The 21,243-nt window shown below is 65.3% G+C and carries 20 protein-coding genes; 11 read left to right on the top strand and 9 right to left on the bottom strand.

Annotation, left to right across the window (positions count from 1 at the left end):
- The gene (locus AC1DYM_RS04785) at positions 1-891 is read right to left on the bottom strand and encodes a LysR family transcriptional regulator (protein ID WP_477336457.1); all 891 of its coding nucleotides are present in this window, start codon (positions 889-891) and stop codon (positions 1-3) included.
- A 239-nt stretch (positions 892-1,130) separates the two neighbouring features.
- Here AC1DYM_RS04785 and AC1DYM_RS04790 point away from each other — a divergent pair, with 239 nt between their 5' ends.
- From AC1DYM_RS04790 to AC1DYM_RS04810, 5 genes are all read left to right on the top strand, one after another.
- Complete coding sequence (locus tag AC1DYM_RS04790; RefSeq protein ID WP_477336459.1) at positions 1,131-2,144, top strand: aldo/keto reductase; 1,014 nt, start codon at positions 1,131-1,133, stop codon at positions 2,142-2,144.
- Positions 2,145-2,227: 83 nt separating this feature from the next.
- Positions 2,228-3,391, top strand: coding sequence for an NADH:flavin oxidoreductase/NADH oxidase (locus AC1DYM_RS04795; RefSeq protein WP_477336461.1), 1,164 nt, complete (start codon positions 2,228-2,230; stop codon positions 3,389-3,391).
- Positions 3,392-3,483: 92 nt separating this feature from the next.
- Positions 3,484-3,945, top strand: a complete 462-nt coding sequence (locus AC1DYM_RS04800) for a nuclear transport factor 2 family protein (protein ID WP_477336463.1) — start codon at positions 3,484-3,486, stop codon at positions 3,943-3,945.
- Positions 3,945-4,517 (top strand): TetR/AcrR family transcriptional regulator, encoded by a 573-nt coding sequence (locus AC1DYM_RS04805; RefSeq protein ID WP_477336465.1) that lies wholly within the window; start codon positions 3,945-3,947, stop codon positions 4,515-4,517. Before AC1DYM_RS04800 ends, AC1DYM_RS04805 begins: the two co-directional genes overlap by 1 nt.
- 19 nt (positions 4,518-4,536) lie before the next feature.
- On the top strand, positions 4,537-5,088 hold the full coding sequence (locus tag AC1DYM_RS04810) for a DNA-3-methyladenine glycosylase I (RefSeq protein WP_477336467.1): 552 nt from the start codon (positions 4,537-4,539) through the stop codon (positions 5,086-5,088).
- Here the strand turns inward: AC1DYM_RS04810 and AC1DYM_RS04815 are convergent, their stop codons facing one another.
- The 3 genes from AC1DYM_RS04815 to AC1DYM_RS04825 form a co-directional block, all read right to left on the bottom strand.
- The gene (locus tag AC1DYM_RS04815) at positions 5,089-7,878 is read right to left on the bottom strand and encodes a TonB-dependent receptor (RefSeq protein ID WP_477336469.1); all 2,790 of its coding nucleotides are present in this window, start codon (positions 7,876-7,878) and stop codon (positions 5,089-5,091) included. It lies immediately after the preceding gene.
- Between the two features lie 414 nt (positions 7,879-8,292).
- Complete coding sequence (locus tag AC1DYM_RS04820; protein ID WP_477336471.1) at positions 8,293-9,249, bottom strand: hypothetical protein; 957 nt, start codon at positions 9,247-9,249, stop codon at positions 8,293-8,295.
- A 187-nt stretch (positions 9,250-9,436) separates the two neighbouring features.
- A complete protein-coding gene (locus AC1DYM_RS04825; protein ID WP_477336473.1) occupies positions 9,437-9,904 on the bottom strand; it encodes a carboxymuconolactone decarboxylase family protein in 468 nt (155 codons plus the stop codon).
- A 112-nt stretch (positions 9,905-10,016) separates the two neighbouring features.
- On the opposite strand from AC1DYM_RS04825, the gene pdxR reads away from it, so the two are divergent.
- Positions 10,017-11,423, top strand: a complete 1,407-nt coding sequence (gene pdxR, locus AC1DYM_RS04830) for a MocR-like pyridoxine biosynthesis transcription factor PdxR (RefSeq protein WP_477336475.1) — start codon at positions 10,017-10,019, stop codon at positions 11,421-11,423.
- A gap of 29 nt (positions 11,424-11,452) precedes the next feature.
- Positions 11,453-11,950, top strand: coding sequence for a tRNA adenosine(34) deaminase TadA (gene tadA, locus AC1DYM_RS04835; protein WP_477336477.1), 498 nt, complete (start codon positions 11,453-11,455; stop codon positions 11,948-11,950).
- Here the strand turns inward: tadA and AC1DYM_RS04840 are convergent.
- Together AC1DYM_RS04840 and AC1DYM_RS04845 are read right to left on the bottom strand one after the other, a co-directional pair.
- Complete coding sequence (locus AC1DYM_RS04840; RefSeq protein WP_477336576.1) at positions 11,947-12,774, bottom strand: NAD-dependent protein deacetylase; 828 nt, start codon at positions 12,772-12,774, stop codon at positions 11,947-11,949. The two genes, tadA and AC1DYM_RS04840, sit on opposite strands and share 4 nt — an antisense overlap.
- A gap of 10 nt (positions 12,775-12,784) precedes the next feature.
- The gene (locus AC1DYM_RS04845; RefSeq protein ID WP_477336478.1) at positions 12,785-13,639 is read right to left on the bottom strand and encodes an ATP-binding protein; all 855 of its coding nucleotides are present in this window, start codon (positions 13,637-13,639) and stop codon (positions 12,785-12,787) included.
- Positions 13,640-13,711: 72 nt separating this feature from the next.
- Here AC1DYM_RS04845 and AC1DYM_RS04850 point away from each other — a divergent pair, with 72 nt between their 5' ends.
- The 3 genes from AC1DYM_RS04850 to yjjX all read left to right on the top strand — a co-directional run bounded on the left by AC1DYM_RS04850 (position 13,712) and on the right by yjjX (position 16,913).
- The gene (locus tag AC1DYM_RS04850) at positions 13,712-14,350 is read left to right on the top strand and encodes a response regulator (protein ID WP_477336480.1); all 639 of its coding nucleotides are present in this window, start codon (positions 13,712-13,714) and stop codon (positions 14,348-14,350) included.
- 163 nt (positions 14,351-14,513) lie between these two features.
- A complete protein-coding gene (gene pgm, locus AC1DYM_RS04855; protein ID WP_477336482.1) occupies positions 14,514-16,154 on the top strand; it encodes a phosphoglucomutase (alpha-D-glucose-1,6-bisphosphate-dependent) in 1,641 nt (546 codons plus the stop codon).
- A 192-nt stretch (positions 16,155-16,346) separates the two neighbouring features.
- Positions 16,347-16,913 (top strand): inosine/xanthosine triphosphatase, encoded by a 567-nt coding sequence (gene yjjX, locus AC1DYM_RS04860; RefSeq protein ID WP_477336484.1) that lies wholly within the window; start codon positions 16,347-16,349, stop codon positions 16,911-16,913.
- Positions 16,914-17,023: 110 nt separating this feature from the next.
- Here the strand turns inward: yjjX and AC1DYM_RS04865 are convergent, their stop codons facing one another.
- On the bottom strand, positions 17,024-17,770 hold the full coding sequence (locus AC1DYM_RS04865) for a glucose 1-dehydrogenase (RefSeq protein WP_477336486.1): 747 nt from the start codon (positions 17,768-17,770) through the stop codon (positions 17,024-17,026).
- Positions 17,771-17,990: 220 nt separating this feature from the next.
- Here AC1DYM_RS04865 and zwf point away from each other — a divergent pair, with 220 nt between their 5' ends.
- A complete protein-coding gene (zwf, locus tag AC1DYM_RS04870; RefSeq protein ID WP_477336488.1) occupies positions 17,991-19,478 on the top strand; it encodes a glucose-6-phosphate dehydrogenase in 1,488 nt (495 codons plus the stop codon).
- Between the two features lie 36 nt (positions 19,479-19,514).
- Here the strand turns inward: zwf and AC1DYM_RS04875 are convergent, their stop codons facing one another.
- Both AC1DYM_RS04875 and AC1DYM_RS04880 read right to left on the bottom strand, forming a co-directional pair.
- Entirely contained in the window at positions 19,515-20,939 is a 1,425-nt protein-coding gene (locus AC1DYM_RS04875; protein WP_477336490.1) for an aminotransferase-like domain-containing protein, read from the bottom strand.
- Between the two features lie 102 nt (positions 20,940-21,041).
- The gene (locus AC1DYM_RS04880) at positions 21,042-21,242 is read right to left on the bottom strand and encodes a hypothetical protein (RefSeq protein ID WP_477336492.1); all 201 of its coding nucleotides are present in this window, start codon (positions 21,240-21,242) and stop codon (positions 21,042-21,044) included.
- Position 21,243: the final 1 nt, after the last annotated feature.

The raw sequence follows: 21,243 nt of genomic DNA on the forward strand, positions 1-21,243 counted from the left end.
TCAATCCCGCCGGAACCAATCCTCCGACGCTGGCACCCGCTCGGCGAGGAAATCCACGAAGGCCCGTATGCGCGTCGCCAGATGCTCATGACCGACAAACACGGCATGCGTCACCTGGCGCTCGCCGGCATTGAAGTCCTCGAGGATGGGCACCAGTCGACCGGCGGCGATGTCCCTGTCCACGTGATACGACGACAGCCGGCCGATTCCCAGGCCGTCGACAGCCATGCGCCGCAGCGTCTCGCCGTTGTTGGCCTGGAAGTTACCGCTGACCGGTACGGATCGGCTCTTCCCGGTGGCAGGATCCAGGAACGGCCAGGCATTGAACGACCGGGCCAGGTTGAAGACCAGGCAATTGTGCGCGGCCAGATCGTCAGGGCTGGCCGGCGTGCCGCGTTGCTCCAGATAGGCCGGTGAGGCAAACACCACATGCCCCGCCTCGCTGATCTTGCGCGCCTTCAGGCCGGAGTCGGGCAACACGCCGACACGAATCGCAACGTCGGCTCGGTCTTCCACCAGGTCGACGATGCTGTCGTTGAGCGACAGGTCCAGCTCGACCAGCGGGTAGGCAGCGAGAAACTCGGGAATGAGCGGGACGATCTTCCAGACCCCGAATGACACGGAGGAATTCACCCGCAACTTTCCCGAAGGCGTCGCGGCGCCGCCATGCGCCACCAGGCGCTCGGTCTCGTCAATGTCAGCCAAGACGCGTAGCGCCCGCGCGTAATAGGTTTCGCCCTCGGAGGTGAGTTGCAGCGTGCGTGTGGTGCGCACGATCAGGCGCGTACCCAGGCGGCTTTCCAGCCGCGCCAGTAGCTTGCTGATTGCCGAGGGCGACAGGCCGAAACTGCGCGCGGCGCCGGCAAAGCTTCCCGCCTGCACGACGCGCATGAAAGCCTCCATCTCACCCGCCCGGTTATCCATGCCGCCACCTATTCGTGAATTCAAAGCATGAGTGTCGATAGCCGCGACCGCCTTGCCGCCAACACTCCCGGGTTTCATATTACTCGTCGTACACCGTGATGAGGCCAGCTGCTGGCCTCCCGTGTCGATTCCCCCAAGGTCACATTCGTGATGACACGGAACGAATCGGCCGCCACGGCCCCCTCTTTGAACTGGAGACACACACCATGACCATCCGCGACAAGCTCCTGGCCGGCCCACTGGGCTTCGGTACCGCCCCGCTGGGCAACATGTTCCGCGACATTCCCGAGGACGAGGCCACGGCGACGGTCGAGGCGGCCTGGGCGCAGGGCACCCGCTTCTTCGACACCGCACCGTTCTACGGCGCCGGCCTCGCCGAGATCCGCCTGGGCAAGATCCTGGCGAACCACCCCCGCGACGAGTACACCTTGAGCACCAAGGTCGGCCGCATCGTCCTGGACGAGGTGGAAACCGGCGCGCGCGAGTTCGGTGAGAAGGGCGGTGTGTTCGCCCACGGCCGTCCGAACAAGGTCATCAACGATTACTCGGAAAAAGGTACGTACCAGTCGATCGAAGACAGCCTGAAGCGCATGAATGTCGGGCATATCGACTTTGTCTGGGTGCACGACATCGCACAGGATTTCTACGGCGACGAGTGGCTGGCCATGTTCGAGACAGCACGTACGGGCGCGTTCCGCGCGCTGGACCGCATGCGCGACGAGGGCGTCATCAAGGGCTGGGGTCTGGGTGTGAACAAGACCGAGCCGGTGGAAATCCTGCTGGGCCTGAGCAACGCCCGTCCGGATGCCACACTGCTAGCCGGTCGCTACACGCTGCTCGATCACGCCCACGCCCTCCAGCGCCTGATGCCCGCCGCGGCTGAGCGGGGCGTCGACATCGTCGTCGGCGGTCCGTACAGCTCGGGCATCCTCGCCGGTGGCGCGAACTTCGAATACCAGGCGGCGTCGCCCGAGATCATCGCGCGTGTCGACCGGATCAAGGCCCTGGCCGCGAAGCACGACGTCCCGGTGAAGGCAGCTGCGGTGCAGTTCGCGCTGGCTCATCCGGCCGTCGCGGCAGTGATCCCCGGCGCGAGCAAGCCGTCGCGCATTGCCGAAGACCACGCCGCTGTGAAGGCCGTCATTCCCGCCGACTTCTGGCGCGACATGCGCGCGCAGGGGCTGGTGTCTCCGGATGCACCGTTGCCCGGAAACGCCTGAACGGGGCCTTTTGTTCAAGCCGCCGACACCCCACCACAGGTATCCAGCAGCATTCCGTTAGTCGTTCCCGAGGAGACATCTTCATGGCGCAACCCGCGCTGTTCAAACCGATCCGCGTACGCAACCTCGACCTGAGCAACCGGATCGTGATCGCGCCGATGTGCCAGTACTCGGCCGAGCATGGCCGGATGAACGACTGGCACCTGATGCACCTTGGCCAGCTCGCGAACTCGGGCGCGTCCCTGATTACCATCGAAGCCACCGGTGTGTTGCCTGAAGGGCGCATCACCTGGGCCGATGTCGGCCTGTACGACGACGAGACGGAAGCGGCGATGCGGCGGACGCTGGAAGGCGTGCGCAAGTGGTCCAACGTGCCCATCGCCATCCAGCTCAACCACGCAGGGCGCAAGGCGTCGACCGACACACCCTGGGTCGGCGGTGCGCAGCTGGCGCCTGACGATGCCCACGGCTGGCAGACCGAGGCGCCGTCCGCGATTGCCTTCCTCGACGACTACGTGCCGCCCACCGCGCTGGATCGCGAAGGCCTTGCCCGTATCCGTGACGCCTTCGCCGCCGCCGCGGTGCGTGCGGCGCGGCTGGATATCGACGTCGTCCAGTTGCACGGGGCGCATGGGTACCTGCTGCACCAGTTCCTCTCGCCGATCTCGAACCAGCGCACCGACGAGTACGGCGGGTCGCTGGAAAACCGCATGCGCTTCCCACTCGAGGTGTTCGACGCCGTTCGCGCCGCGTTCCCGTCCGATCGTCCCGTTACGATGCGAGTGTCGGCGACCGACTGGGTCGAGGGTGGCTGGGATCTGGAGCAGACGATCGTCTTCGCCCGCGCGCTCGAAGACCACGGTTGCGACGCCATCCATGTGTCCACGGGCGGCCTCGACGCCGCGCAGAAGATTCCGGTCGGCCCCAGCTACCAGGTGCCTTTCGCCCGTGCGGTCAAGGCGGCGGTGAAGATGCCCGTGGTCGCGGTGGGCCTGATCACGGAGGCCGAGCAGGCCGAGGCGATCGTCGCCACCGGCGATGCCGACATGATCGCCCTGGCGCGGACGGTGCTCTACGACCCGCACTGGCCGTGGCATGCGGCGGCGCAACTGGGTGGGCAGATTCACCATCCGCCGAAGCAGTACCTGCGGTCGCAGCCCTCTCGTCACCGCCATCTGTTCGCCACACCCGAGCACATGCGGGCCGAGGCGGGCTGGACCGAAGACGGCGAGGGGCATTTTTCCTAAGCTTTGCCGCCGCCCGCTGCGACAAGATGCGCCAAGCGCGCCAGTGTACCGATCGGTACACTGGCGACTCCTAACCCACAGGAGTGCCTCCGATGGCCGCGCCCGTTCCCCCGTTCACCCACGAATCCGCCGTGCAGAAAGTCCGTCTGGCCGAAGACGGCTGGAACAGTCGCGACCCGGCCAAGGTCGCCCTCGCGTACACGGTCGACACCCAGTGGCGGAATCGCGCCGAGTTCGCCAGCGGCCGTGACGAGGTCATCGCCTTCCTGACCCGCAAGTGGAAGAAGGAGCAGGAGTACCGGCTGATCAAGGAACTGTGGGCCTTCACCGGCGACCGTATCGCCGTGCGCTTCGCCTACGAGTGGCATGACGACAGCGGCAACTGGTTCCGTTCCTACGGCAACGAGAACTGGGAGTTCGATGCCGCGGGCGAAATGCATCATCGCTACGCCTGTATCAACGATCTGCCCATCGCCGAAAGCGAGCGCAAGTTCCATTGGCCGCAGGGGCGTCGTCCGGACGATCATCCCGGTCTTTCCGACCTGGGCCTCTGATGGCGCGTGCCGTTTTCGAGCGCGCCGACGTCATCCCGTTGGTCGCGGAGGCCTTTCGTGAGCTCGGGTACGACGGCGCAAGCATGAGCCGGATCACGGAGCGCACCGGGCTGGGCAAGGGCAGCCTTTATCACTTCTTTCCGGGTGGCAAGGAGGAGATGGCGGCGGTCGTGCTGGCCGACGTGGACGACTGGTTCGAACACCATGTCTTCGTGCCCTTGCGCGAAAACGAGCCGCAGGCGGCTATCGCCGCCATGTGGCGGGATGTAGACGAATACTTCCAGTCGGGTGGCCGTGTGTGTCTCGTCGGTGCGTTTGCCCTGGACGAGACCCGTGACCGTTTCGCCGCAACGATATCCGGCTATTTCGTCCGCTGGATCGAGGCACTGGCTTCGGCCCTGGTCCGCCTGGGACATGGCGAGGCGGACGCGCGCGAGCAGGCCGAAGACGTGGTGCTCGGCATCCAGGGCGCGCTCCTGTTGTCCCGCGCGACACAGGATCCGGCAACGTTTCGGGCGGGGCTGCAACGGATGGCGCGGCGCCTCGGAACCACGCATCATGCCCAGCTGTGAATGCATCCGGGAATGATCGATGAGCAAGGACATCAAGCGCTGCGCGTGGGCTGGCAGCGATCCGCTATATACCGACTACCACGACACGGAGTGGGGCGTCCCGCTGCACGACTCGCGGATGCTGTGGGAGCAACTGATGCTGGAAGGCTTCCAGGCGGGTCTCGCCTGGATCACCGTCCTGCGTAAACGCGAGACCTTCCGCAAGGCCTTCAAGGGATTCGATCCGGCCAAGGTCGCGCGTTTCACCGAGAAGGACATCCTGCGCCTCCTCGACGATCCGGGCATCATCCGCTCGCGCGCGAAGATCGAAGCCACGATCAACGGCGCGCGCGTCTATGAAGAGATGAAAGCGCGGGGCGAAAGCTTCGATGCCTATTGCTGGTCGTTCACGAATGGCAAGGTGCTGCGCGGCGACGGACGTACCGTGCACGCGCAGACACCTCTGTCGGTAACGATCTCGAAGGACCTCAAGAAGCGGGGCTTCAAGTTCGTCGGCCCGACGATCACCTACGCCTGGATGCAGGCCGTCGGCATCGTCGACGACCATGCGATCGGCTGCTTCAGGCGTTGATTACAGCTTGACCTTGACACCCAGGTTGAAGAACCGGCCGATGGCGCCGTCCTGGGCGTAGGTCGGGTTGTAGTTGTTGCCTGCATAGTTGGCCACGTCCAGCGGCGCCTTGCGATCGAATGCATTCATGACCGACGCGGTCACGGCGATCTTCGGCGTGAACTGGTAGCTGCTGGTGAGGTTGAACTCGGTGAACGAGCCGACGCGGCAGCTGGAATAGCCGTCGGGAATGCAGTCGCTGCCATACACGTCCGGCGCCGTGTTGGTCATCCCACTGGTGTGATAGAACGTGCCGGTGACGGTGAGGTTGTTCCAGATCATCGTGTTCGACCACGACTCGCGATAACGCGGTGTACCGGCGCCTGAGGACAGGTTATACGGACCATGCGTGCCCGCGAACGATTCCACCGTGCCATCGGGCAGCGTCAGCTTCCACGTGAAGATATCCGTACCGCTGAAATCGGAGATGTACTGGATACCGTTGTCGAAGGTGAAGTGCGCCTGCAGATCGACATCGAGGCCGTTGGTCTTTAGCGAATTGGCATTGATATAGCTGCCAATCACCTCGATCGGGCGAGCCAACGCGGTGGGATTGAGCGGATCGGGTTTGTCGGCGATGACCTGGGTGCCCGCGGGCAGGGGTTGGCCTGCGTAGTACGCGTCCAGGATCGAACCGGCGTCGGTCGACGTGATCACATCGGTCTTCTTGATGTGATAGTAGTCGAATGACGCGTTCAGCCAGGTCGTCGGCTGCAACACGATGCCCAGCGTGTAACTCTTCGCCCGCTCCGGTTTGATGTTCTTGTTGGCATCGGTGAACTGGGCCAGCTGGTACGCCTGGACGTAGCCGTTATTGCCATGCGCGGCCGCGAAGTCTGCCGGCGGGTTGTACGTGACGAAGCCTTCATTGGAGCTGGAGCCATTCTCGGAGAAGCTCGGCGCACGCACGCCCTTCGAGAACGTGCCGCGCACGGCCAGCCAATCGAATGCCTTCCACTTCAGGCCCAGCTTGGGCGCGAACTCGGTGCCGATATCGGAGTAGTGATCGACGCGGCCGGACAGGTCCGCCTCGAGCGAATCCAGCAACGGTGCATCGAATTCGAGATAGGCGCCCTCGACGTCGCGGCTGCCCTTGGTCTGCGCATTGCCCAGACCCTGGAACTCGTTGTCCGGATTCAGCGTCGGGTCGTTCTGTGCTTCGTGACGCAACTGAATGCCGGCGGCCATACCGAGGGCGCCACCGGGCAGGTCGAACAGCGTGCGATTGGCCGCCAGGTCGATCGCATCGAGGTCCGAGGTCGAGGTCTTGTTGTAGCCGGGCGCGAGGGCATTACGTACAGCGGCGCTATTGGAGGAGGGGTTGAGGAAGTTGTAGCTGCCGGTATTGACCGCATTGATCAGGCCCGCATACGTCAGATAACCGTAGAGCTGGGTATCCAGGCTGGTGTGGTTGAGGACCAGTGACGCGTCGTAGTTCCACTCGCCCCAGGTGCCGGCGACATCGCCGACGATGCGCAGGTTGTGGTTGTCGTAGGTACCGCCGCGGGGGATGTCACCGAAGGCATAGTTGATCAGCGCGGCCTGGCCGCTGGCTGCGTAGGGGTTGTTCGGGTTGAGACTGCCGTTGCTCAGATAGGCAGGGAGCGCGATGTTATTGGTGTTGTTCGGCGTCGATCCCTGGATCTGCGCCGGCGTGGTCACCGTATCGGTCTTGGTCTCCATGTAGCTGAGCGACACGTACGCCTTGGTCGTGTCGTTGATCTTCACGGTGAAGCGGCCGTAGACGCCGCCTTCCTTCATCTTGGCCTGGATCTGGTCGTACTGCGCCACGGTGTTCTGCTGGCAGTAGGTGCCCGAGCTGTCGTTGGTGAGCTTGCCTTTGGGACCGCAACCGCCGGTCAGCAGGCTGGCGGTCGCACCGGTATTCGGAACGCCCGTGGTGACATCGCCGGGCGTACCCAGGGTGCCCGGGGTGACCGAACCATAGATTGACCCGGAGCCGTTCGCCGGCTGGCCGGTCTGCAGATTGGCACCACCGATGCCGCTCAGATCCGCCGTGTTGTAAGGGAAGCCGCGGTCGCCCGCGCTGATCGCGTTGTCTTCCTGGTACTGGGCACTGAAGTAGGCGTTGTAACCGTCCTTGTTCAGATCGCCACCGCCTGCCAGGAAGGTCGCCTTGCGAGTGAAGCCGCCACCATGCGCGGAGTTGCCGACGTCGGCGGTCGCCTCCATGCCTTGATAACCCGGCTTGAGGATCACGTTGACCACGCCGGCGATGGCGTCGGCGCCATAGAGCGAGGAAGCGCCATCCTTCAGCACTTCGATGCGATCGACCGCAGCCAGCGGAATCGTATTCAGATCGACGAACGAACGCTGGCCGTCGTCGGCGACGGCATAGTTGGCGGCGCGGTGCCCATCGATCAGCACCAGGGTGGAATTCACCGTCAGGCCGCGCAGGGCGACACCCGACGAACCCGCGGCAAAGCCGTTGGTGAAGCTGTTGGGAATCGAGCCGCTGTTATCGGCGGAGATCGAACGCACCACGTCGGAAATCGTGGTGTAACCGCTACGCGCGATGTCCTTGGCGGAGATCGTCGTCACCGGCGAAGCGGTTTCGGTATCGATACGTGGAATCGCCGAGCCGGTCACCGTGATGGTCTGCAGCGTGCTGGGATTGGCAGCGGTGTCTTGCGGGGCGGCATCACTAGTGGCCGACTGCGCCCACGCGCTGCTTGCGACAGGTGCCAGAAGGAGCGCGGCCAAGGCGCACGCGAGCTTGTTACGTTTCATGGTGACGACCCTTACGCTTATTTTAGGCAAAGTGAGCTCGCCCGACACGATTGTCGGGTGGCTGGACGGCGCTTGAAATAACGAGGTCGTTACTAGGGGAAGGCCTCGTCTGGTATCGAGTCTTTCATCATCACCAGGCGTATACAAGCAATTAACAGCTGCACGGGGAATTGCGACGACGCTCGCTTTTTCGACGCAGATCGCAGGCTCGTGCGAATGGCGCGGTCGTCGATATGGCCGTTTTTCAGGCCTTTACCGAACGCGCTCGCAAGATCGTGAAATGAATTCGCGTCAAGATCCCACGTTGGTTTCGTTTTCATTTCGTCTAGATGAATCGCAGCCAACGCGACGTTGAACCCGGCGGAATCTCGGGTTCCATTGTCACGTGCAGGTGACCAACGTGGGGGCGTCGACTCAATACGAGCCGGGCGGTGCTTTCTCGCCCAGCCACCCCTCGTCGGGACGCTTGTGTGCTTTCACACCGTGCCAGAAAGTCAGGGCGCGCAATGTCCATTGCCGGCCGATCGCGAACGCGAGGCCGAGGGGTGCCTTCATGGCATCGCGCCATGGCGAGACGCCCGGGTCGCTCGGTACGACATGCAGGTATTTCCGACAGGCACGATTGAACTGATGCACGCGGGCCAGATGCACGGTGTGTCGGGTATAGAAGGTGACGCCGACGGAGACCGAGACGCCATCGCCCGGCTTCACCCAGTCCGTCGTAGTATGGGTCATGTGCGGCGACGTGGTCGGGAAGTACACGCCGTCGCCGGGGCCGCTGTCGAATTCATGGCTCGATGCGCGCGAGGATGCCTTGAGCCTGACATCGCGCAGTGTGTGGCTGACGATGAAGTCTTCGACATGGGCGGCCGTCACGGCCTCACGATCGGACGGTTCCCAGACGCTCAATACTTTCCGGCCATGCAGCTGGAGCCAGAAGTTGTTCTCGCGATCGATGTGGAATGGCGTCACCGAGGGTGGCGCCGAGATGAAGATGAAGCCCGTGACGTTGAAGATGCCCGGCTGCTCCCGCTCGATCGTCGCGCGGACCCCGTCGATGATGGATTCCAGCAGGGCGCGATAACGAGGTATCGACTCCACGTTGTAGAGCGCGATCCACGAGCCGGTCTCTTCGATCCGCGCGAACACCTCGTCGATGTCTTTACCGTCGGGATGTCGCGCGTCATGACGGAAAGCCGAGGCCTGGGTCATGCCCGGCTTGACGAAGCGGCATTGCTCCCGCGGCATGAGCTCCTTCGCCAGTCGCGCGAGTTCCGGCAGTTGGAACAGCGGATGCGTGTCGAAGTCATGGCGCAGCCGGTTGATCCGGTGCGTCGAAAATCCGTGTGGATCGAGAGGCCGCACGCCCATGATGATCGCTCCCCTGATGGCCAGAGCCGCCCTGCCAGGCTTGGGAAAAGCGTCGTACTAACCGGTGCGCATCGCCACATCACCAACGGTCTAACCGCAAGGTATTGCGTATTCTTACCGGTTGCCGTCGCACGGCACGGTAACGGAAAGAGGCCCTTGCGGGCCTCTTCATCGTTTCCGGAAACGCTCAGGCGGCCCTGGCAAGCCGCGATGCCGTCACCGGTTTATTACGAAAGGCCACTCCCATTCGGTTGAACGCACTCATCAGCGCGATCGCAGTGGAGAGGTCGGCGAGTTCCTTGTCGCTGAACTCGGCGGCAGTGGCCTCGTAGTCTGCGTCCGGCACGCCGGTGTCGGCCACCAGGGCGAGCGATTCGGCCCAGGCCAGGGCGACCTGTTCCCGCTTGCTGAAAACATCGCCGGCTTCGCGCCAGGCCGACGTGAGGATCAGCTTTTCGAACGGAACGCCGTGCTTGTGCATGTCCTGCGAGTGCATGTCGATACAGAAGGCACAACCGTTGATCTGCGAGACGCGGAGGAAGACGAGGTCGATCAGGTGCTTGTCCAGGCCGCTCTGCGCCAGGTAGCCGTAGACGGCGACGAAACCCTTCATGGCGTCGGGAGCGATCTTCATGTAGTCGATGCGGTGGCTCATGGCATGTACTCCGGGAGAGGAAGAGGGGTGATTCGGTACGGGTCTAGCTTGCGATCGGTACGGGTCACCGAAAAGAGCCAAGAACATACTTTTTGGATGTACCATCCCGGCCATGGACGAATCGTTCGGCATATCCATCGATCGGACCGGGCGGCTCTCGCTGTCCGATCAGATCGCGGACGGCATCCGAGACGCCATCCGCGAAGGGCGCCTCGCGCCCGGTGCGCGCCTGCCGTCGTGGAACGATCTCGCCACCCAGTTGGGCGTGGCCCGTGGCACGGTGCGCAGCGCCTACGAGCGGCTGGCCGACAGCCAGTTCATCGTGGCGGCTGGCGCGGCGGGCACGCGCGTCGCGCGACGCCCGCCAGGGACGCGGCCGGAGCCGGAAGCACCCCGGCCCCGCCGGGCCTTCGGCGCCTTTGCTTCCGGACCCACGCTACCGGCGCCGTTCCAGGTCGGCGTGCCGGCGGCGGACTTGTTTCCCACCGCACTGTGGTCACGCCTGCTTGCCCAGGCCGCACGCGATGCCGCCATGGTTCCGGCGGGCTATCCCGATCCTCGTGGCGAGCCGCGCCTGCGCGCGGAGATCGCCGGCTACCTCGCCGTGGCACGCGGTTTTGCCTGCCATCCATCCCAGGTGTTCGTCACCAACGGCTTCGCCGGCGCCCTCAGCATCGTCGTGCGCGCGCTCAAGCTCCACGGCGCACAGGCCTGGGTCGAGGATCCCGGCTATCCCTTCGCACGCACGGCGCTGGCCTGGGCCGGGCTCACATGCGTGCCGGTTGCGGTCGATGGCGAAGGGATGAACGTCGCGGCGGGTATCGCCCGTGCGCCCGACGCGCGGGTCGCCCTGGTGACGCCGGGGCAGCAGGCGCCGCTAGGGGTCACGCTTTCGCTGGATCGGCGGCATGCCCTGCTGGACTGGGCCCATGCGGGCGATCGCTGGATCATCGAGGACGACTACCTCGGCGAGCTCCAACTGGCCCGTCGCGCCGCGCCTGCGCTGGCCTCCATGGATGCGCGGCGCGTCGTCCATATCGGCACCTTCAGCAAGACGATGTCCCCCGCCTTGCGGGTGGGCTATCTGGTCGCGCCACTCGACCTGATCGATCAGGTCGCCGAGGTCGTCGGCACCCTCGATCCCGCGCCGCCGCCGTCGGTGCAACTGGCGCTGGAGGCGTACATGCGCGGCGGACATTACCTGCGTCATCTGCGTCGCATGAAACGCGCCTATGCCGAACGTCGCGACGCCCTCATGGCGGTGCTTACCAGCCTGGGCATCGACCACGAGCCTGCCGGGCTCGCGATTCATCTCCACTTGCCCGACGGTGCGGACGACGTCAGCGTGGCGCGGGATGCACTGGCCGAATACCTGTCGCCGATCCCGGTATCGCCCTGGTACGCCGGCGGCGTCGAACCGCGAAGTGGATTGCTCCTGGGCGTGACTAATGTGCCGCCGGAGCACGCCGTGGCTTTCGCCGAGCGACTCTGGCGCATCGTGCAGCGCCAGGTCACATGAGATAATCGTCCTTTCACCGGAACCCTCGCTTGTCCATCACCCTCGATACCCTCCCTGAGCCGACCGCTCCCTTCAGCGACGCCGACCACGCGTGGATGACGCGCGCCCTCGCGCTGGCTGAGCATGCGCGTGACGTCGAGGGCGAAGTCCCGGTGGGGGCCGTGCTGGTCATGGATGGCGTCATGGTCGGTGAGGGCTGGAATCGCAACATCACGCTCAACGACCCGACAGCGCACGCGGAGATCCAGGCTTTGCGGGCCGCCGGGCAGGCGGTGTCCAACTATCGCTTCCCGGGCTCGACGCTGTACGTGACGCTGGAGCCTTGCGCCATGTGTGCGATGGCCATGGTCCATGCGCGCGTCGGGCGGGTCGTGTTCGGTGCCACCGATCCAAAGACGGGTGCGGCAGGCAGCGTCTTCGATACGCTGGTGTCTGAGCGGCACAACCATCGGGTCGCCGTGCAGGGTGGCCTGGAAGCCGAAGCAGCCAGCGCGATGCTGCGCCAGTTCTTCCGCGCGCGCCGCTAGGCGTAAGGCGCCAGCGCTTCGGCGCAGGATTGCTCGATTTTCAGCGTTATCAACGCATCGGCGCGCGTCACACCGAGATTGATCGATGCGATGGGAAGCCCGCGCCGTGAGGCTTCGAGCACGAAGCGATATCCCGAATAGACCATCAGCGACGAGCCGACGACGAGCATGGCGTCGGCGCGGGCCAGATGAGCCCATGCGGTATCCACTCGCGCGCGTGGCACGTTCTCGCCGAAGTACACGACATCGGGCTTGAGGATGCCGCCGCAGACGGTGCATTCGGGGACCTCGAAACGGGAGAAATCCACGCCGTCGAGATCTGCATCGCCATCCGGTGCGATCCGTGCATGAAGCGATAGCCAGTCCGGGTTCGCTGCTTCGAGCCGGGCCTGCATGCCGTCGCGACGGGTGATATCCCCGCACTGCATGCAGCGCACGCGATCGAGGCGCCCGTGCAGGTCGACGACGTTAAGGCTGCCGGCGGCCTCATGCAGGCCATCCACGTTCTGCGTGAGCAGGAGCTCGATGCGTCCCGCGTGCTCCATCGCGGCGAGGGCGCGGTGGGCCACGTTGGGTTGCACGCTGCCGAAGTGTCGCCAGCCGATCATGCCGCGCGCCCAGTAGCGCGCTCGCGCCGGTGGGCCGCTCATGAACATCTGCAGGGTCATCGGCGGACTGCGTTTCCACGCGCCCTGGACATCGCGGTAATCGGGGATGCCGGAGTCCGTGCTGATGCCGGCGCCAGTGACGACGAACAGGCGCGGATGCATCTGCAGGAACGCGCGAAGCGGATCGTCGTCGTCGAGGGCGGGCAGGGTGTTCACGGCCCGGAAACTATAGCCGATCGCCGTCACGGTGTTCACGAAGCAGGGCCAGGACGGCACCGGCATCGTCACCGAAGTCGCGGATGGCACGGTCGGTGAGGTTGTGGCGGCCGGCAGCGAGGTCGCGCTCCAGCATCAGCCCGGCATGCGCCAGTCCCGTGGCTTCCGCCATGCCGAGTACCCCCGACACACGGTGCAGCCAGGCCTGGAGATGATCGACGCCGGCTTTCGCGAGCAGGTCGTCGAGTGCGACGAGATCGCGGCCGAGTGCCTGGTCGAGGGCGGTGATCACTTCGGACAGGGCGGCCTGTCCACCGAGCGTCGATCTCAGCGCGTCGACATCCACGCGAGGCAGGCGTCGCGGCATGGCAAAGGTCAACTCGACGATGACGCGCGTGCCGACATCGGGGGCCGGCTCGACATGGAGGCGACCGCCGAGCCCTTCGATGATGGCGGCAGGTATGAGGAATTTCGTATCGTCCGCGGTCGTGCGATCGCCGTCGTCGGCGACGGTAAGGTGCACCGTCTGGCTCGTACGGGTTTCGCCGACGAGGTCGACCTGGAGCGCTGCGTAGCCGCCGGCGGCGACCTCGATCGCACGCTCCAGCAGGCAACCGAGAACCCCTCCCAGCTCATCCATTGACCCGGTCAGGTCCGGTGCCAGGGCTGGGTCCACGTCCAGTTCCAGCGCCGTTCCGCGCTTGCGGGCCAGGGGTGAGTAACGACGGCCGAGGTCGGTAAGCAGCGTGGGCAGGTCATGCGGCCGGTGGCGTCGACGGAAGCGTGACGCGAGGCTGCCGAGCCATCGCGACACGGACGCGAGTACGTGTTGCACGCGTGGCGTCGGCGGCTGCGATGTGCTCAACTTCGCGCCCCGTCGGCGGCGTTCCGGAAGGACGTGTCGCGGTATGGACCGCACATCGGGAAAGGATCACTCATGGTGTACCGCGTTATCCTGGCCGACGATCACCCCGTCGTGCTCAAAGGTCTCAGTCTGGCGTTGGCGAAAGACGGTCTGGCGACCATCGTCGGTGAAGCCCAGTCGCCCGATGAATTGCTCGCGCTGCTCGCCGAGACACCGTGCGATGCATTGATTACCGACTTCAGCATGCCCGCACCGGGCCGCGACGGCCTGGCCTTGCTTGCCGAGGTGCGCACGCGCTTTCCGGAGATGCCGGTCATGGTGATTACCACGCTGGCGAACCCCGCGCTTTACCGCGAGATCCTCGCGACGGGCGTGCGCGGCCTGATCGGTAAATCCGGCGATGCGCGGGAGATTCCGGAGGCGCTGATGGAGATCGTGTCGAACCATGTCTACCTCGGATCATCGGTGCGGACCTTGCTCGGTGCGCCGCAGGGCGCGCCGATAGGGAAGTCGGGAACCCTGGCGGACCTGTCGCCACGCGAGTTGACGATCCTTCGCCTGTTCGCCGGGGGCAACAGCGTGACGGACATCGCCCGGGAAACCGGGCGAGGCCTTTCGACCATCAGCCAGCAGAAGACCAACGCGATGCGCAAGCTCGGGCTCGAGACCGACGCGGAAATCTTCGAGTACATCGACCGCTTGCGGCTGTAGAACGTGCAGGCGAGGGACCGCCATCACCATAGCGGCGTGACGGGGCAGGGACCATGGAACAAATCTGAAAATCTGCACGCCCGTTTGACAACGCGGGCGGGCCGCGGGGCCTACAATGCCGGGTCGAGGTGCCGCGCGCGCACCGCCCAAGGAGATAGCATCGGTGAGTGCCAAGATCAGTCCGCTCGCGGGCAAGCCTGCGACAGAAATCCAGCCGGTCGACATCGCTGCGCTCCTGGCTGCTTACCGCGATCTGCGACCCGATCCCTCGGTTCCCGAGCAGCGTGTCGTGTTCGGCACCTCGGGCCATCGCGGTTCGTCCTTCGATCGCTCGTTCAACGAGTGGCATGTCTGGGCCGTGGTCCAGGCGATCTGCGAATACCGTGCCCAGGCCGGCATCGACGGCCCCCTGTTCGTCGGTATCGATACCCATGCGCTTTCCGGTCCCGCCTTCGAGAGCACGCTGGAAGTGCTTGCCGCCAACGGCGTCGAGACCCAGGTGTCGAAGGGGGGCGAGTTCACGCCGACGCCCGCCGTGTCGCATGCCATCCTTGCTTTCAACCAGGATCGTGAGCGCGGCAAGGCCGACGGCATCGTGATCACGCCGTCGCACAATCCGCCGGAAAGCGGCGGCATCAAGTACAACCCACCCCACGGCGGTCCCGCCGATACCGATGCGACCTCCTGGATCGCCGCGCGCGCGAACGCGCTGATCGAAGGCGACCTGCGCGAGGTCAAGCGCATGACGTTCGCACAGGCGCAGGGCGCCGCGACGACGCGGGAATACGATTTCCTGCAGCGCTACGTGCACGACCTCGGTGATGTGCTCGACCTCGACCTGATCCGGGGCAGCGACGTTCGCATGGGCGTCGATCCGCTGGGCGGCGCGGGCGTGCATTACTGGGCCGCTATCGGTGAGCGCTACAAGCTCAACCTGACCGTGGTCAGCGATGTGGTGGACCCGACGTTCTCCTTCATGTCGCTGGACTGGGACGGTCGGGTACGCATGGATCCGTCGTCGTCCTATGCCATGCAGCGGCTGATCGGGCTCAAGGACAAGTTCGACGTCGCCTTCGCCTGCGATACCGACCATGACCGCCACGGCGTCGTCGCACCCAGCGTGGGGCTGATGCCGGCGAACCATTACCTCGCCACGGCGGCCTGGTACCTGTTCCAGAATCGTCCCGGCTGGCGCGATGACGCCGCTGTCGGCAAGACCGCGGTGAGCACGGGGCTGCTCGACCGCATCGCCAAGCATCTCGGCCGCCCGTTGCTCGAAGTGCCGGTGGGCTTCAAGTATTTCGTCGCTGGCCTCTACGACGGCAGCCTTGGCTTTGGCTGCGAGGAGAGCGCGGGCGCTTCGTTCCTGACCCGTAACGCCGGTGCCTGGTCGACCGACAAGGATGGCATTGCCGCCGCCTTGCTGGCCGGTGAGATGACCGCGAAGCTCGGCCGCGACCCGGGCCAGGTCTATCGCGAAATCACCGACAAACTGGGCGATCCGGCCAACGCACGCATCGATGCGCCGGCCACGCACGCGCAGAAGGGCCGCCTGGCCAAACTGGCGCCGTCACAGGTCACCTCGAAGACACTGGCGGGCGATCCCATTGTCAGCGTCGTGAACCAGGCGAACGGGCAGGCCATCGGTGGCATCAAGGTCATGTCCGAGCAGGCCTGGTTCGCGGCACGCCCGTCGGGCACCGAGGACATCTACAAGGTCTACGGTGAGAGCTTCCGCGGCAAGGACCACCTGGCGAAGGTGCTCGAAGAGGCCCAGGCGATGGTCGATGGTGCGTTGGGTTGAGTAAGGTTTGAGGCGTGAGGCCGGGGCAGACATGACCCAGCAGAATGCTGCCCTCGTCGAAGAAGCTGCCGCGGCAGCCAGGGCGATGGAAGAGCAGACGCATAGGCTGGAAGAGATAGTCGGCGGTTTTCGGCTCTGAAACGTGGGGTGCGCCTGCTAACATCGCAGGCGTCCCCAACAGGTTTCCCCGCCATGGCCGTTCACGACACGGCGCCGATCCGCGTACTCGTCGGCTCGCGTAATCCCGTCAAGATCGGTGCCGTGCGTAACGCATTGGCGCCGTTGTTTCCCGGCAGGCTGGTGGAATGCGAGGGCATGCATGCGCCATCCGGCGTGCCCGATCAGCCGATGACTGCCGCTGAAACGCGCGAAGGCGCGATCAACCGGATGAACTTCTGCCGACAGCACGGCGATGCGGAGTTCTACGTTGCGCTGGAAGGCGGCGTCGATGTGACGCAGGATGGCCCGGGCACGTTCGGCTACGTGGCGATCGCCAGCCAGGGCTATGTATCGGTGGGCTGCAGCGCGTGGTTGCCGCTGCCTCCGGCGGTGTACGAGTCCCTGCTCGATGGCGAAGAGCTCGGTCACGTCATGGACCGGCTGTTCGGCACGGTCAACATCAAGCAGCAGGGTGGGGCGATCGGCCTGGTCACCAATGGTCACGTCACGCGTGAGAGCGCGTATGCGCAGGCCATGGTTTTGGCGATGGCGCCGTTCCTGCATCCGGAGCTTTATGGGCTGCTGGATTCGCTGGACTGAGGCTGGAAGCATCGCCGATGAATCGGCTCCTACAAAAGAGCGGCCGGATTGCTCGAGCCACGGTAGGAGCCGACTTCGTCGGCGATGCTTTTGTCGCCTGACGAAATCGCTTAACGCATGCCACCCGAACCGAGGATCAACTCGCCCGTCACCCAACCGGCGTCATCCGACGCGAGGAAGGTCACGATCGGCGCGATGTCGCCCACCTGGCCGATGCGGCCGAGCGGGGTCTGGCCGGCGGCCCAGGTCTCGAAGTCCGAACCGACGAAGCCGGCGGTCTCGGTGCCTTCGGTCTGCACCATGCCCGGGTTCACCGAGTTGACGCGGATGCCGCGCGGGCCAAGCTCGCGGGCGAGCACGCCGGTAATGGCGTCGACGGCGCCCTTGGTGCCCGTGTAGACGGCGCTCTCGGCGGGCGTGATGCGGGTCACGGCCGAACCGATGTTGATGATGCTGCCACCCTTGCCCAGATGCTTGGACGCGGCCTGGGTCACCTGGATCAGGCCGAGCACGTTGATGTTGAACGTGCGATGGAACAGCTCTTCGGTGGTCGTGTCGATCGAGGCGAACTCATAGACGCCCGAGTTGTTCACCAGGATGTCCAGACGGCCAAAGTGTTCGATGGCGGCATTGACGATGCCTTCGGCGTCCTTCTGCTTGGAGACGTCGCCACCCACGGCGACGGCCTTGCCACCGGCCGCCTGGATCTCGGCGACGACCTTGTCGGCACCGGCCTTGCTCGAGGCGTAGTTCACGACGACGGCAGCGCCCTCGGCGGCGAGCGACTTGGCGATGGCGGCGCCGATGCCCTTGGAAGCGCCCGTGACGACCGCGACTTTCTCTTTCAGCTTGCTCATGGTTCGGTGTTCCTGGTGGTTGGATGGAATGACTTCCACCATCCATGGGGACGCCCCGTCGCCACCTGTCATACGCGGCCGGTCATAACACTTATGCCTCCCGCGCAAGATTCATTTAGATCGAGGCACTTGAAAGGACGCCAGCGCACCGCATTCATTCACCCGTCCCGTGACGGCGAGTGCGCCGCCCCAACTCCAGCCTCCCCGGAAATCCTTCGTCATGACCGCTTCAACCCAGCTCGAACCCGTCGAATCCTTCGATTACGTGATCTTCGGCGCCACCGGCGACCTGACCATGCGCAAGCTGCTGCCCGCGCTGTATCGCCGTTTCGCCGAGGGCCAGATCACCGCCGACTCGCGCATCATCGGCACGGCGCGTTCGCCGCTGGACGACGAGACCTACCGCGAGCGCGCCCGCAAGGCCCTGGGTGAGCATGTTCGCGCCGACGAACTGATCGACGCGACGGTAAACCGGTTCCTTCGCCTGGTTCACTATGTGAGCCTCAACGGCGCCGAATCCTCCGGTAACTGGGATGGCCTGAAGACCCTGCTCGAAGCCAACGCCAGCGCCGATCGCGTCCGCGTGTTCTACCTGGCGACGGCGCCGGATCTGTACGGCGAGATCGCCCGCAACGTCTCCGAGAAAGGCCTGCGCAGCGACAGCTCGCGCATCGTGCTGGAGAAGCCGATCGGCACCGACCTGGATACCGCGCGCAAGGTCAACGAGAACGTCGGCCGCTATTTCCCCGAGAACAGCATCTTCCGTATCGATCATTACCTCGGTAAGGAAGCGGTGCAGAACATCATCGCGCTGCGTTTCGCCAACCCGATGCTCGAGCGCATGTGGGACCGTGAGTCCATCGACTACGTGCAGATCACCGCGGCGGAAACGGTCGGCCTCGAAGGCCRTGGCGGCTACTACGACGGCTCCGGCGCCCTGCGCGACATGATCCAGAACCACCTGCTGCAGGTGCTGACGGTGGTCGCCATGGAGCGTCCGGATTCGCTGGACGCCGATGCCTTGCGTGACGAGAAGGTGCGCGTACTGACGTCGCTCAAGCCGCTCGATCGCAACAACCTTCGCGCCAACGTCGCCCGCGGCCAGTACGTGCAGGGTACGGCGGGTGGCAAGACCGTTCCGGCATATCGCGAGGAGCTGCCGGGCGAGACCGAGAGCAACACCGAGACCTTCGTGGCGCTCAAGGCCGAGATCGACAACGAGCGCTGGCAGGGCGTGCCGTTCTACCTGCGCTCGGGCAAGCGCATGCCGGAGAAGGTCACCGAAGTGGTGGTCCAGTTCCGCGCCGGCGAGCCGGGCCTGTTCGGCGAGGCGCGTCCGGGCAGCCGCCTGGTGATTCGCGTGCAGCCGAATGAAAGCGTGACGCTGCCGCTGTTCGTCAAGCACCCGGGCAACAGCTTCGGCCTGGACGAAGTCGACGCGCTGTCCAAGCTCGGTCAGCCGGAACGCATCCGTTACCGCGATTCGTATGAAGGCCTGATGCTGGACGCGGTGAAGGGCAGCCCGGCGCTGTTCGTGCGCAAGGACGAGACCGAAGCCGCGTGGAAGTGGGTCACCCCGATTCTCGAGGGTTGGAGCCAGGACGAGAACGGTCCGGACAGCTACGAAGCCGGCACCTGGGGTCCGGAGTCGGCGCGCGAGTTGCTGCAGCAGGCGGGGCATGCCTGGGTGGAAGATATCGCTGCCTGAGCTAGCTCGGTAGGAGCCGATTCATCGGCGATGCTCTTAGATCACCACGGCATCAACGCTCGGATCCCCCGCCTCCATCACCTGCATCAACCGATCGAGGCCCTGCTTCAGGCGCATGCGATCCTTCACGCCGCCCAGTGAAATGCGGATGGCCTGCTCCCGCGGCGCGCCGGGAGAAAATGCATCCGATGGCGTGACCGCGAGGCCTTCCAGGCGCGCGGTCATCGTCAGTGATCGCGCCGTCCAGCGGCCCGGCAAGGGCAGCCAGAGATGAATGCCTTCGGTCGGCGGAGCCTCCACGCCCGCGTCCACGCCGACACCCGTTCCTATGCCGCCGGGACGCAGGATCCGCATCGCCATCGTCTGCCGTTCCGCGGCTTCCGCACGCACGCCGGCAAGGAGCCGTGCCGCCGTAGCGTCGTGGATCCATTGCGTCGCCAGTGAGGTCATCACCGGCGTCGACATCAGCGTGACGGCGCGCAGGCGGCTGAGGAAGGTGGAACGCGCGGCGGCATCCGGTGTCACGACGTACGCCGTGCGCAGGCCCGGCGTCAGCGCCTTGGACAGGGTGGCGATGTAGTACGTCCGTTCCGGCGCCAGACGCCCCAGAGGCGGTGCTGCGGCGTCGCACAGCGGCCAATAGGGGTCGTCCTCGATGATGCGCAGGTCGTGCTTCCGCGCCATGGCGACGATCTGTTCGCGGCGTCCCGAGGGCATGGTCGTCGCGGTCGGGTTGCGCAGGGTCGGGTTGAGATAGATGACGCGCGCGCGATGCGCGATGGCTGCGTTCGCAAGCGCATCGGGGAGCATGCCCTCGGCATCGCTGTCGACGCTCACCAGGCGCCGGCCGAGATGCGCGGCGGCGCTGATCATGCCCGGGTACAACACCGGTTCGACCAGCATGGCGTCGCCGGCATCGCTCAGGGCGAGGACGAGTGCGGCGAGGGCCGCCTGCGCACCGGGGCAGGTCACCACCCGCGCGTCATCGAGCCGTCCGAGCATCGGGGTGAGCCATGTCACACCTGCTGAGCGATCGGCTTCGCTGCCACCGCCGGGGTGGTAACTCATCAGGAGGTGCGAGTCGGTGTGGGTCATTACCTGGTCCACGCCGCGCTTGAGCAGGGCGGTGAAGTCGATGCCCTGCGGCGGCGGCGGGATGTTCATGCCCAGATCGACGACCTGCGCGGTGTCGAAACGGGGCGCGGACACGAAGCTTCCCATCGCACCCTTCGCATGCAGCAGCTTGCGCTCGCGCGCTTCGGCGTAGGCCCGGGTCACCGTGGTCAGGTCCATGCCCAGCGCCGTCGCCAGTTGGCGTTGAGGCGGTAAACGGTCGCCGGGACGCAGGCGCCCATCGGTGATGGCGCGCTCCAGGAAGCGGACCACCTGCAGGTAGCGCGGCCCTTCCTCGTCGAGGACACCCGCCCAGTCCAGCCCGTGTAGAGAGCTTGTCCGTGTCACAACGCCACCGATGCATGGATAAGGTCGACGCCTAGTATGCGCCGTGCCTCTCCAGGGATGCCTACATCCCTGCGCCATCGATGATGCATGGGTCGCTGCGCGCTACCGGTTACGTTCCCCGGCGGCCACGGCCTCGAGCAGTGAAATCACCCGCTCGCCGTCCCCGGCAAGCGCCACCTCTACCGCGGTGCGCCCACCCAGCTCCTTGATCGGCGTGAGGAGGAGCCAGTCCCAGACCGCCTGGCGGTCGGGCTCGATGCCGTAGGCCAGGTCCGCTATCCGTCGCATGATCCGTTTGCCCATC

It is taken from the genome of Luteibacter sp. P1_D3 (genome assembly GCF_056406135.1).